The sequence below is a fragment of the Enterococcus sp. AZ095a genome (genome assembly GCF_050546735.1).
In the GTDB taxonomy this organism is placed as follows: Bacteria; Bacillota; Bacilli; order Lactobacillales; family Enterococcaceae; genus Enterococcus_D; species Enterococcus_D entomosocium.
The window spans coordinates 952,876-966,261 of sequence record NZ_CP172953.1; the positions used below are offsets into that span (position 1 = coordinate 952,876).

The 13,386-nt window shown below is 41.7% G+C and carries 11 protein-coding genes; all 11 read left to right on the forward strand.

Going from position 1 to position 13,386, the window contains the following annotated elements; all coding sequences use genetic code 11:
• Positions 1-6 precede the first annotated feature (6 nt).
• Complete coding sequence (gene murD / locus IGJ26_RS04285) at positions 7-1,365, forward strand: UDP-N-acetylmuramoyl-L-alanine--D-glutamate ligase (RefSeq protein ID WP_005237282.1); 1,359 nt, start codon at positions 7-9, stop codon at positions 1,363-1,365.
• Positions 1,366-1,380: 15 nt separating this feature from the next.
• On the forward strand, positions 1,381-2,475 hold the full coding sequence (gene murG, locus IGJ26_RS04290) for an undecaprenyldiphospho-muramoylpentapeptide beta-N-acetylglucosaminyltransferase (protein ID WP_005237281.1): 1,095 nt from the start codon (positions 1,381-1,383) through the stop codon (positions 2,473-2,475).
• Between the two features lie 86 nt (positions 2,476-2,561).
• The gene (locus IGJ26_RS04295; RefSeq protein WP_430599892.1) at positions 2,562-3,554 is read left to right on the forward strand and encodes a cell division protein FtsQ/DivIB; all 993 of its coding nucleotides are present in this window, start codon (positions 2,562-2,564) and stop codon (positions 3,552-3,554) included.
• A gap of 153 nt (positions 3,555-3,707) precedes the next feature.
• Positions 3,708-5,030 carry a cell division protein FtsA gene (gene ftsA / locus IGJ26_RS04300; protein ID WP_005237279.1) on the forward strand — a complete coding sequence of 441 codons (1,323 nt, stop codon included), beginning with the start codon at positions 3,708-3,710 and terminating at the stop codon, positions 5,028-5,030.
• A gap of 31 nt (positions 5,031-5,061) precedes the next feature.
• Positions 5,062-6,306 carry a cell division protein FtsZ gene (ftsZ, locus tag IGJ26_RS04305; protein WP_005237278.1) on the forward strand — a complete coding sequence of 415 codons (1,245 nt, stop codon included), beginning with the start codon at positions 5,062-5,064 and terminating at the stop codon, positions 6,304-6,306.
• A gap of 12 nt (positions 6,307-6,318) precedes the next feature.
• Positions 6,319-6,990: a YggS family pyridoxal phosphate-dependent enzyme gene (locus IGJ26_RS04310; RefSeq protein ID WP_008377340.1), complete on the forward strand. Its 672-nt coding sequence runs from the start codon at positions 6,319-6,321 to the stop codon at positions 6,988-6,990.
• A gap of 16 nt (positions 6,991-7,006) precedes the next feature.
• Positions 7,007-7,660, forward strand: a complete 654-nt coding sequence (locus tag IGJ26_RS04315) for a cell division protein SepF (protein ID WP_005237276.1) — start codon at positions 7,007-7,009, stop codon at positions 7,658-7,660.
• 26 nt (positions 7,661-7,686) lie between these two features.
• Positions 7,687-7,950 carry a YggT family protein gene (locus IGJ26_RS04320; protein WP_005228822.1) on the forward strand — a complete coding sequence of 88 codons (264 nt, stop codon included), beginning with the start codon at positions 7,687-7,689 and terminating at the stop codon, positions 7,948-7,950.
• Positions 7,951-7,968: 18 nt separating this feature from the next.
• Positions 7,969-8,751, forward strand: a complete 783-nt coding sequence (locus IGJ26_RS04325; RefSeq protein ID WP_005237275.1) for an RNA-binding protein — start codon at positions 7,969-7,971, stop codon at positions 8,749-8,751.
• 20 nt (positions 8,752-8,771) lie between these two features.
• Positions 8,772-9,527 (forward strand): DivIVA domain-containing protein, encoded by a 756-nt coding sequence (locus IGJ26_RS04330; RefSeq protein ID WP_005237274.1) that lies wholly within the window; start codon positions 8,772-8,774, stop codon positions 9,525-9,527.
• A 754-nt stretch (positions 9,528-10,281) separates the two neighbouring features.
• The gene (gene ileS / locus IGJ26_RS04335) at positions 10,282-13,077 is read left to right on the forward strand and encodes an isoleucine--tRNA ligase (RefSeq protein WP_086299197.1); all 2,796 of its coding nucleotides are present in this window, start codon (positions 10,282-10,284) and stop codon (positions 13,075-13,077) included.
• Positions 13,078-13,386: the final 309 nt, after the last annotated feature.

A 13,386-nucleotide genomic window follows, 5' to 3' on the forward strand; every position in this document is an offset into this window, starting at 1 on the left:
AAGAAAATGAAAAAAATTACAACATATCAAAATAAAAAAGTTCTTGTGCTAGGATTAGCGCGTAGTGGATTCAGTGCGGCCAAATTGTTACATGATTTGGGCGCACTTGTGACCGTTAATGACGGAAAGCCATTTGCTGAAAATCCAGAAGCACAAGATCTTTTGGCTTTAGGGGTCAAAGTGATCACTGGCAGCCACCCGATTGAATTATTGGATGAAGGATTTTCGCTAGTCGTTAAAAATCCAGGGATCCCCTATTCACAACCTCTTGTTCAAAAAGCTTTAGAGAAAAAAATTCCTGTGATCACGGAAGTGGAACTAGCGTATCAAATCTCTGAAGCGCCGATTATCGGTATTACTGGTACGAATGGAAAAACCACCACAACGACTATGATCGCCAATGTCTTGAATGCTGGAATGGAAAAAGGACAGGCATTGCTTTCTGGAAATATCGGGTTTCCTGCAAGTTCCGTTGCTCAAACAGCTAAGCCTGAAGATCGCTTGGTGATGGAGCTTTCAAGTTTCCAATTGATGGGAATCGATACCTTACGGCCGAAAATCGCTGTCATCACGAATATATATGAAGCCCATATCGATTACCATGGTAGTCGCCCGGAATATGTCTTAGCAAAATGGCGCTTGCAACAACGAATGACCGCTGACGATTATTTAGTGATCAACTGGAACCAACCGGAACTAGAAGCACTGTCGGCCAAATCAAAGGCGAAAATCATTCCTTTTTCCACCAAGGAAAAAGTAGCAGGAGCATATATGCTTGATGGGATGCTCTACTATAAAGAAGAAGCAATTATGGCAGCGGAGGAACTTGGCGTACCAGGGGCACACAATATTGAAAATGCCTTAGCGGCGATCGCTGTTGGAAAACTTTGCAATATGCCAAACGAAGCAATCAAACAAGCGTTGCAAACCTTCACTGGGGTACCTCATCGGACCCAGTATGTCACCACCATCAATCAGGTGAAATTTTTCAATGATTCCAAAGCAACCAACATCTTAGCAACAGAAATGGCCTTAGGCGGTTTTGACAATGAGAAATTGGTCTTATTGGCAGGCGGCTTGGACCGTGGCAACAGTTTTGATGAGTTGGTTCCAGCACTAAAAGGACTCAAAGCTATCGTAGTGTTTGGAGAAACAAAAGAAAAATTAGCCTCAGCCGCTCAAGCAGCTGGCGTAAAAACGATTGAAATGACAGACAATGTTGAAACAGCCGTCCCAGTTGCCTTTTCTTTAAGTGCTGCTGGAGATACGATTCTATTGTCACCGGCGAATGCAAGTTGGGATCAATACCCTAATTTTGAAGTTCGCGGCGACAAATTTATGGCGGCAGTAGCAGAACTTAAATAGAAATGAGTGAAGGACATGAAAATACTTGTGACTGGCGGCGGTACTGGCGGCCACATCTATCCAGCGTTGTCTTTTGTCGATTACGTAAAAGAGATTGACCCGACAGCCGAATTTTTATACATTGGTGCAACAAGGGGCTTAGAGAATAAAATCGTCCCTCCAACAGGTATTCCTTTTAAAACGTTAGAGATCCAAGGCTTTAAGCGTAAGCTGTCTTTTGATAACGTAAAAACGATCCAGCTTTTCATGAAAAGCTATTATGCAGCAAAGAAAATCATCAAGGAGTTTCAACCGGATGTGGTGATTGGCACCGGCGGCTATGTTTCTGGCGCCGTGGTCTTTGCTGCAGCGAAGTTGAAAATACCTACCATTATTCATGAACAAAATAGTGTTCCTGGAATCACCAATAAGTTTCTAACCAAGTATGTGGATAAAATCGCCATTGCTTTTCACGATGCTTCTCAATACTTTCCAGCGAAGAAAACGGTGCTTGTGGGCAATCCCAGGGGGCAAGAAGTACGGAATAGTCAAAAGTCGACGATTTTGTCTTCTTACGATTTAAATCCGGCGAAAAAAACGGTTTTGGTTTTTGGTGGGAGTCAAGGAGCTCTGAAAATCAACCAAGCGATCATTGATGCGCTGCCGCTTTTTGCTCAAAAAGAGTATCAGTTACTTTATGCATCTGGCGAAAGGTATTACAAAGAGATCGAAGAAAAAATCGGGATGTCAAAAGATGCTTTCCCTAATATCAGTATTCGTCCCTATATCGATCAAATGGCAGAAGTGATGGCAAATAGTGATTTGTTGATTGGACGAGCAGGTGCCACATCGATTGCCGAATTTACGGCATTAGGGATTCCAGCAATTCTGATTCCTAGCCCTTATGTGACTAATGACCACCAAACAAAGAACGCCCAAAGTTTAGCTAATGCAGGAGCAGTCAAAATGATTGCCGATCATGAACTAAACAGCCAAAACCTCGTGGAAGCAGTAGATAGTATCATGCAAGATGAAGCCCTTCGTAGTAAGATGGCCAAAGCCTCAAAAGAACAAGGGATCAGCGATGCCTCAGAACGATTATTTCGACTTGTGCAAGAGGTAATCAAATAGTACAATGTGTGGGATAGAAAGGAGCGATTATCATTAGTAAAGACAAAACACCTCATGATGATCAAACCCCCTCGTCAACGGAAGAGTTGACCCCTTGGCAAAAAGAAAATCTAAAATATTTGCAAGAAAAAGGCAATCAGCCAGCTTGGTCTTCACCCGCTTCTGAAGAAACAGAAGACATGAAAGAAGCGAATGAAGATGAAGAGGAGTTGGCAGAAGAAGCACTTTTTGAAGCAGAACAAGCGATAGAAGAAACCGACGCTGGGAAAGAAGAGCTGCCTGAGCCAGAAAAAAAGGCTCGCTCCTTTGCTGATCGGCTACCTAATCTAAAGGCGTACCGCAATCAAGTATTGATTCGCCGTTTAGCGCTGATTATCGGTTTACTGATGATTCCTTTGCTGATTGTTTTGTATTTTGTTTCGCCGCTTAGTCGTTTGGCTAATGTGGTGGTCAAAGGCAATCAAGAAGTATCCGCAGAAGCGATTCTCAAAAATTCTGACCTAGCCGTCAATGAAGAGATGTGGCCGCAATTTTTTGAACGGAATCAGAGTGTAGCAGCAATCAAAAAAGAATTGCCGCGCATAAAAAATGCTTCTATTTCTTTATCTGGTATTAATCGTTTTGATATCACTGTCACTGAATTCCAGGAAGTGGCTTTATTAGCCAAAGATGGCGGCTATGCACCAGTTTTGGAAAATGGCGCTGTTTTGGATGATATCAGTGAGCAGCCAGAGGAAGGATTGCCGGTTTTAGAAAATTTTTCGGCTGAAGACAAAATCAAGGCGACACTCAGTGCCTATCAAGAATTAAGTTCAGAAATTCGAGATGGCATTTCTCAAATCAAATACACCCCCCGTGACAGCAATGATGAACTGTTAACTCTCTTTATGAATGATGGCAATCAAGTGATTGTCAATATCTCAAATATGGTGAGTCAAATGCAGTATTATCCGCAAATTGCCAAAGATTTGACCGAGGACAGTATTGTGGATATGGAAGTTGGGATCTTTACTTATCCAATTTCAAATACACAAGAAGACGATGCAGACGAAAATCAAACAGCTGATAGTGATTCTTAGGAAAAATTCAAGAGTTTTTTTCATTAACTTGTTTCTAAAAAGCGCCATTATATGGTAGAATTGGTAACAGTGAACAAATTATTCGAATGAACTCTAAAAACGGACTGTGATGGTTCGCTATATATCCAATTTAAGTAGGAGGGAACCCCATCCATGGCAAAAACGGGAATGTATGTTGGCCTTGATATCGGTACGACATCTGTAAAAGTTGTAGTAGCCGAATACGTTGACAGCCAAATGAATATCATTGGTGTAGGAAATGCAAAATCAGAAGGAATCAACCGTGGCATCATTGTAGATATCGATAAAACGGTACAAGCCATTCAAAGAGCAGTAAGACAAGCAGAAGAAAAAGCAGGAATTCAAATTCGCAGTGTAAGTGTTGGTGTACCAGCCAATCTTCTTGAAGTGGAAAATTGTCAAGGGATGATCGCTGTCAACAGTGAATCAAAAGAGATCACCGACGAAGACGTCCGCAATGTTGCTTCCGCAGCACTTGTACGTTCAACCCCTCCTGAAAGACAGATCATTGCTATCTTACCGCAAGAATTTACAGTGGATGGTTTTGAAGGGATCAAAGATCCTCGTGGCATGATCGGTGTTCGCCTAGAGATGTTTGGTGTGGTTTATACAGGACCAAAAACCATCATTCACAACATTCGTAAATGTGTGGAAAAATCTGGTCTGATCGTTAATGAAGTAGTCATTACGCCATTAGCACTGACAGAATCGATTTTATCTGATGGTGAAAAAGATTTTGGTACGATCGTTATCGACATCGGCGGCGGCCAAACGACGACATCAGCGATGCACGACAAGCAATTGAAATTTACCCATGTGAACCAAGAGGGTGGCGAATTTGTCACAAAAGACATTTCGACAGTTTTAAATACCTCCTTCAACAATGCAGAAGCATTAAAAATCAATTATGGGGATGCGTATCCTGAACGGACGTCCGCTAGTGAAGAATTTCCAGTGGATGTGATTGGGAAATCAGAACCTGTGAAGATCGATGAACGCTATTTGTCAGAAATCATCGAAGCACGTATGGAACAGATTTTTACCAAATCAAAAGAAGTCTTAGATGAAATTGATGGACTTGATTTGCCAGGTGGCGTGATTTTGACTGGTGGTGCTGCAAGCCTGCCGGGTGTCGTAGATTTGGCTCAAGAAGTATTCGAAACAAACGTTAAGCTTTACGTTCCTAATCATATGGGACTTAGAAATCCTGTATTCACCAATGTAATCAGTATCGTTGACTATTCAGCAAACTTAAGCGAAGTCTATCAGCTTGCCAAAAGTGCGATCACTGGTGAAAAAACAGTCGCGCAACAGCCCGTTGCCATTCAACAACAAGAAGTGCATTACGAACAATATGAAGCTCCAGAAGAAACTTATGAAGAAACAGAAGAAGAGAAAAAAGGTGAGTCGATCACAAACCGAGTAAAAGATTTCTTCTCAAATATCTTTGAATAATCTAAAACGATTCTCAGGAGGAAGATAAACTATGGAATTTTCAATTGATAATAACATCAATGACGGCGCTGTGATCAAAGTCATCGGAGTCGGCGGTGGTGGCGGCAACGCAGTCAATCGTATGATCGAAGAAAATGTCAAAGGCGTAGAATTTATTGCAGCCAACACTGACGTTCAAGCATTAAAAAATTCAAAAGCAGAAACAGTCATTCAATTAGGCCCTAAATATACCCGTGGTCTTGGTGCTGGTTCACAACCAGAAGTTGGTCAAAAAGCAGCAGAAGAAAGTGAAGATTCTATTCGTGAATCATTAGAAGGCGCAGATATGATTTTCATTACCGCTGGTATGGGTGGCGGAACCGGGACCGGTGCTGCACCGATCGTAGCTAAAATTGCCAAAGAAATCGGGGCATTGACAGTCGGCGTCGTTACTCGTCCGTTTACATTTGAAGGACCAAAACGCGGCCGTTTTGCTGCTGAAGGAATCGCTAAATTAAAAGAGAATGTCGATACCTTATTGATCATCTCAAACAACCGTTTGTTAGAAGTTGTTGACAAGAAAACGCCAATGCTTGAAGCATTCCGTGAAGCAGACAATGTCTTGCGTCAAGGGGTTCAAGGGATCTCAGACTTGATCACTGCACCTGGCTATGTCAACTTAGACTTCGCTGATGTGAAAACAGTGATGGAAAATCAAGGCACCGCTTTGATGGGAATCGGTGTTGCTAGCGGCGAAGAACGCGTGATCGAAGCAACGAAAAAAGCAATCTCTTCACCATTGCTAGAAACATCGATCGATGGTGCTGAACAAGTGCTATTGAACATCACTGGCGGATTGGACATGACTTTATTTGAAGCACAAGATGCTTCTGATATCGTCGCTCATGCGGCAACAGGTGATGTAAATATTATTTTAGGTACATCAATCAATGAAGACTTAGGCGATGAAATCCGTGTGACTGTCATTGCAACTGGCATTGACCCTTCTAAAAAAGAACGTGGGTCTCGCTCTAGCAGACAAAGTCAAAGCCAAATTCATTCTATCCCACAAAAACCAACCTTAGATATGGACCAAGCGCGTCCTGCACAAGCAGAAGAAAGCAATGGTTTTGGTGATTGGGATATCCGTAAAGAACAAAATGTACGACCTAAAGTAGAAGAAAACACATTTGAAAATGTAGAAAAGAAAGAATTCGACACCTTCAGCCGTGATGAAGTACGCTCGAATGATGACGACGAATTAAGCACACCACCATTTTTCCGTCGTAAACGCTAGGGGGCAGAGCACATGATTTCTGAGAACTTGCACAAGATCCAGCAAGAGATACAGGACTCCTGTGCTCTTGTTTCTAGAAATGCCAGTGAGGTCTGTTTGACAGCTGTGACAAAATCCGTCGATACAGAAACGACAAGAGAACTTCTAGAAAATGGTGTGCGTGATTGTGCAGAAAATCGAGTAGAAAAGCTACTTGAAAAAAAGGCAGCATTAACTGATTACCCAGATGTCCGTTGGCATTTTATTGGTAATTTACAGCGCAGAAAGGTAAAATCAGTTATAAATGAGATTGATTTTTTCCATGCGTTGGATTCAATCAAACTGGCACAAGAAATTCAAAAACGAGCAGAGCATCCGATCAACTGCTTTGTGGAAGTGAATGTTTCGCAGGAAGCAACGAAACAAGGGATTTTCGTAGAAGAGGTGGTGGCTTTTATTGAAGCACTCGCTTCGTTCGACAAAATTCGTGTTGTTGGATTGATGACGATGGCCCCGCTCACTGCTTCCAAAGACGAGCAGCATCAGATTTTCAAAGAATTAAAAAGGATTCAACAACAGATCGCTGACCTGCATCTTACACATGCCCCTTGCTTAGAAACGAGTATGGGAATGAGTAATGACTTTCCCATTGCGATTCAAGAAGGCGCAACATTTATTCGTGTAGGAACAGCATTATTTCAATAAAAAAGGAGGTTGACCGATGTCGCTCAAAGAGAAACTGACCAATTTTTTTGGATTGACTGACGAAGAAGATTATTATGAAGAAACATTTGCCACTGAAGAACCGGCACGCACGGCAGCGAAACCAGCTGTGAACCAAGGAGGAGCTTTTACCGCCCCTAGAACAACAGCGAGTACGCGTGCTTCTAGCCAAGCGGCTTCTTATACAACAAGTCAACCACAAAATCAAGCCTATCAATACAGACAGCAGCCTCAAACTGCTGCCTATCAACAATCCTCAGCGGCGGCTGAACGAGTAAGATCGGTGCCTAAGACGGAAGAAAAAGTCGTTCCAATGGCGCAACAAAGAACTAATACGAGAGTCAAAGACACAAAAGCAAAAGAAACTTCTCCACAAATGGCTGGAAAAATAACGATCGTAGAACCACGCGTTTATTCAGAAGCTATGGGGATTGCGAAGCAAGTCATCAATGGAGATGCTGTACTTGTTAATTTTCATTTAATTGAAGAGTACCAAGCTCGTCGAATAGTTGATTTTTTAACAGGAACAGTGTACGCTGAAGATGGTGATATCAAGCGTGTTGGCGATGAAATTTTTCTTTGCACGCCTAAGGGTATGGAAATTGAAGGCACTGCCCAAACATTAGCAGATACCAATTTTTTTGATATCTAAAGTGAGGAGGAACGCCAATTTTATTCTTGAGATTCGTTAAATTACTGAGTGATGCTGTTTATCTGTATACCATTTTATTAGTGATCTATGCACTTTTGTCTTGGTTTCCAGGAGGGTATCAGTCCGCTTTTGGCCGTTTCTTAGCAAAAGTGTGTGAACCGTATTTGAGTTTATTTGATCGATTGAAATTAAGTTTTGCTGGTATCGATTTTACGATTGCATTTGCAATTATTGTCTTACAGCTAGCATCACAAGCATTGATATTGATCTTACAATCAATTTTATTTTAACGTAAGGGGTGGTTATCGGTGAACGCAAATGTCTATCAACATTTTCGAAACGATGAACGCCCTTTTATTGATTCCGCTCAAGGATGGATCGAACAAGTGCAAATGCAGTATGCGCCTTACTTGACTGATTTTTTAGATCCGAGACAAGCGTATATCTTAGAAAGCTTGATTCGTCAATCAACGGATTTAAGTTTCCGCTTTTTTGGTGGATATGAAGCTGCTGAGAGACGACGTTGTTTGATTTATCCCGATTACTATGAGCCCACCACCGATGAGTTTGACATGACTTTATTTACGATTCAATACCCGAAAAAATTTACGGTGTTGAGTCATGGAAAAGTTTTAGGCACATTAATGGGGACTGGAGTCAAGAGGGAATACTTTGGAGACATTCTTTCCGATGGTGAAATATGGCAAGTATTCGTTGCCACTGAAGTCAGTCATTTTATTCAACTCCAAGTGGATAAAATCGGCAACGTATCCGTTCGATTGGAAGAAACAAAATATACCGATTTGATCGTGCCTAAAGATGGCTGGACCGAGGAAAGAGAAACGGTTAGCTCATTGCGTCTTGATACAGTGATCTCTGCCGTATACAACATCTCACGCCAGCGTTCGAAACAGTTGATCGAATCAGGAAAAGTAAAAGTAAACTGGACAGAAGCATTACGACCAGATTTTGTTCTGGATTTACTGGATATCATTTCGGTAAGAGGATTTGGTCGGATTCAAATACAGGGGTTAGAAGGAACCACGAAAAAAGAAAAAGTTAGATTGTTATTAGGTGTATTACGTAAATAAATCAAAGAGGTGTATAGAATATGGCATTAACTCCATTAGACATTCAAAATAAAAACTTTTCAGTAAAAATGAGAGGCTACAACCAAGATGAAGTCGATGACTTCTTGGATATGATCGTTCGTGATTATGAAGAAGCCGTTCAACGCAATCGTGAGTTAGAAAAATCGTTGAAACACGCAGAAGAAAAACTTGAATATTTCAATGAATTGAAAGATGCCTTGAATCAATCCATTATCGTGGCTCAAGATACGGCGGATAAAGTAAAAACAAGCGCAAGCAAAGAATCAGAAGTAATCGTTACTTCTGCTCAAAACCGTGCGGATGAAATGGTTGCTACTGCAGAAAAACATGCGCATGCCTTGATGACCTCAGCGGAAGAAAAAGCCAAAGAGATTTTGACGGATGCAACCGACAATGCCCGTCAATTGGCGACAGAAACAAATGACTTGAAGAAGAAAACCAGAGTCTTCCATAACAACTTATTAGTTATGTTGCAAACGCAATTAGAACAAGTGAAGAGTCCTGAGTGGGAAGAAATTTTGGCGCCATTTTCAAGCTATGTACAAGATTCCCACCAAGTGATCAGAGAAGTTTTGTCAAAAGAACTTGACAGTGAAAATGGTTCTGGAGTAAACTCAGAAGCAGTGGAAACATTTGATGTGGACATTGTTGAATCAGATGAAAAAATCGTTGATGTAAGTGAAAGCCCTGAAGTGAAAACATTAGATGATGCGAGAAACTTATTAGACGAATTGAACAAGACAGATAACAACTAAGACACAGAACAGAAAAATTTCTTATATTTTTCAAGCGAGTTTGGGAGAGTGGAAGCCAAATAAAACCCTGTAAGAAATCAGATCATCTGTGAGTTGCGTTCTTGAAAGAGCTGACTTTTCAAAGACTCGAGTAGAGAACGACGCCTGATCCCGTTACCGATCATCAAAGAATTGTCAACCGACAATAAAATTTGGGTGGTACCACGAACACGTTCGTCCCTTACCAGGGACGGACGTGTTTTTTGCTGTGAATCACTATGATTGGCTTGCGAAGCAAGACAGAATAGATGATGAACAGTACTAGGCGACCATAGGGAGCGTAGTAACCATACTAGGAATCACTATGATTGGCTTGCGAAGCAAGACAGAATAGATGATGAACAGTACTAGGCGACCATAGGGAGCGTAGTAACCGTACTAAGAATCACTATGATTGGCTTACGAAGGAAGACAGAATAGATGATGAACAGTACTAGGCGACCGCCGGGAGCGTAGTAACCGTACTAAGAATCACTATGATTGGCTTGCGAAGCAAGACAGAATAGATGATGAACAGTACTAGGCGACCATAGGGAGCGTAGTAACCAAATTAGGAATCACGCTGATCAACTGTTAACAATCAGTGAATCCTAAATGCATTGAGTTTATGGCAACCAATCCATTTGACAGGTTCAATAGAAGCAATCGGTTGATCGAGTCGATGGATTTTGAAACTATACCAAAACGTTGAGAGACGAAAAGGAGCGAAACAAGAATGAAAATGAAAGAAACACTGCATCTTGGAAAAACCGCTTTTCCAATGCGAGGCAACTTGCCGAACCGCGAAGTGGATTGGCAAAAAGAATGGGAAGAAAATCAATTGTATCAACGTCGTCAAGAATTAAATGAAGGCAAGCCAACCTTTGTCTTACACGATGGCCCTCCCTACGCGAATGGAAACATCCATATTGGACACTCATTGAACAAAATCAGCAAAGACATCATCGTACGTTCCAAATCGATGTCAGGTTTCCGTTCACCTTATGTACCTGGTTGGGATACTCATGGTTTGCCGATCGAACAAGTACTGACCAATAAAGGGATCAAGCGCAAAGAAATGAGCTTGGCAGAATATCGGAAAAAATGTGAAGAATATGCTTTGACACAAGTGGATACACAAAGAGCTGATTTCAAACGTTTAGGCGTTTCTGGTGACTGGGATCATCCATATATCACATTGACACCAGACTATGAAGCAGCAGAAATCCGCGTGTTCGGAAAAATGGCAGAAAAAGGCTACATCTACAAAGGATTGAAACCAATTTACTGGTCACCATCTAGTGAATCATCATTAGCAGAAGCTGAGATCGAATACAAAGATGTGAAATCACCATCGATCTATGTGGCTTTCCCAGTAGCAGATGGCAAAGATTTGCTTGATTCAGATACATCTTTTGTTATCTGGACGACGACGCCATGGACCTTACCAGCGAATCTAGGAATCTCTGTGAATCCAACCTTTGCCTATGTTCAAATCTTGGCCGATGGCCGCAAATTCGTCGTGGCAAAAGATTTATTAGAAACCGTGACGAATGAGATCGGTTGGGAATCTGTCGAAGTATTACAAGAATTGGCTGGCGATCAATTGGAAAAAATGACGGCACAACATCCTTTTTATGATCGTACGTCTCTATTGATGTTAGGGGACCATGTGACATTGGATGCCGGTACTGGTTTGGTCCACACTGCACCAGGACACGGGGAAGATGACTACATCGTCAGCAAAAAATATGGTCTAGATGTCTTATCACCAGTCGATAGCCGTGGGGTCTTCACAGAAGAAGCACCAGGATTTGAAGGGGTCTTTTATGACAAAGCCAATCCAATGATCACTGAGCTTTTAGAAGAAAAAGGAGCCCTACTAAAACTAAACTTCTTTACTCACAGCTATCCACATGATTGGCGGACGAAAAAACCAGTCATCTATCGGGCAACACCACAATGGTTTGCGTCTATTGATAAGTTCCGTCAAAATATTTTGGATGAAATCGAAAAAGTAGATTGGATCATTCCATGGGGCAAAACTCGTTTATACAATATGATTCGCGACCGCGGCGACTGGGTGATCTCTCGTCAACGTGCGTGGGGCGTTCCGTTGCCAATCTTTTATGCAGAAAACGGCGAAGCCATCATTACGCCTGAAACGATCGAGCATGTGGCAAACTTGTTTGCTGAACATGGTTCAACGATTTGGTTTGAAAAAGAAGCAGAAGAATTACTGCCAGCTGGCTTCACGCATCCGGGCTCACCAAATGGCAAATTCTCGAAAGAGACTGACATCATGGATGTTTGGTTTGATTCAGGTTCTTCTCACGAAGCCGTGTTACGTCAACGTCCTGAATTGACGTTCCCAGCTGACATGTACTTGGAAGGTTCTGACCAATATCGTGGGTGGTTCAACTCAAGTATCACGACTAGTGTTGCGATCAATGAAGTCGCACCATATAAAGCCGTCTTGTCTCAAGGTTTCACCTTAGATGGCGAAGGTCGCAAGATGAGTAAATCTCTTGGTAATACCATTGCACCAGAAAAAGTGATCAATCAAATGGGTGCGGATATTTTGCGACTTTGGGTCAGCAGTGTTGACTACGAAGCGGATGTCCGAGTGTCTATGGATATCTTGAATCAAGTGTCAGAAGTCTATCGGAAGATTCGCAATACCATGCGTTTCTTATTAGCGAACACGAGTGATTTTGATCCAGCAAAAGACAGCGTACCTTTTGAAAACTTGCGTTCTGTCGATAAATACATGATGGTTCGTTTGAATCAAACGATCAAAACGATTCGGGAAGATGGCTATGAAAAATATAACTTCTTGCATATTTACCGGACAGTCATCAACTTCTTGACAGTCGATATGTCTTCCTTCTATTTGGATTTTGCAAAAGATGTCGTTTATATCGAAGCTGAAAATGATTTCCAACGCCGTGCTATGCAAACTGTCTTTTATCAAACAGCGGTTGCATTGACGAAATTATTGACACCGATCATTCCGCATACCGCAGAAGAAATCTGGTCACACTTGAAAGAAGAAGAGGAATACGTACAGTTAGCGGAGTTCCCTGGCTATGATACATTTGCTAACCAAGAAGAACTGCTCGATCTTTGGCGGGCCTTCCTTGATTTCCGTGACAATGTCTTAAAAGCATTAGAAGAAGCGCGTAATGCAAAATTGATCGGAAAGTCCTTTGAAGCGAAAGTCACTGTTTATCCAACTGAGCCAGTTGCGGCATTGCTAAAAGCTATCGATTCAGATATTGCACAACTGCTGATCATTTCACCAGACTTCTTAACGATCAAAGAAGTCGGTGAAGCAGCTCCTGAAGCGGCATATCAATTTGAGGATGTGGCGATCTTAGTTGAAAAAGCCGAAGGGGAAGTATGTGAACGTTGTCGCCAAGTCCGGGTAGATGTTGGTGTAGAAGAGCAACTGCCAACACTTTGTGGGCATTGTGCAACCATCGTCAAAGAAAACTATCCCGAAGCAGTTGCAGAAGGCTTTGAAAAATAAAAGAACGAAAAAAGATGACCCCATTGCGGGTCATCTTTTTTTGCGCTTGCTCATTCTTATTCCTTGAGAATGGGAGAAAAACGCACGTTTCTGACATGAATATGAGAAAATAGGTGTCAATTGATAACGATTCTCATTTGTTTGCAATAATTTTTCGACAGTTTATTGTATAATAAAAAAACCTTACTAGACGAAGTTTCTTCCTTAAGGTCTGTAGGCAATTGTTTGTTCGAGATAGAGTATTTCACTGTCAACAGAAGAAACCAACGAGCTCGGATCAAGTAAAAAAAACTTGCCAGATAGAAAAAC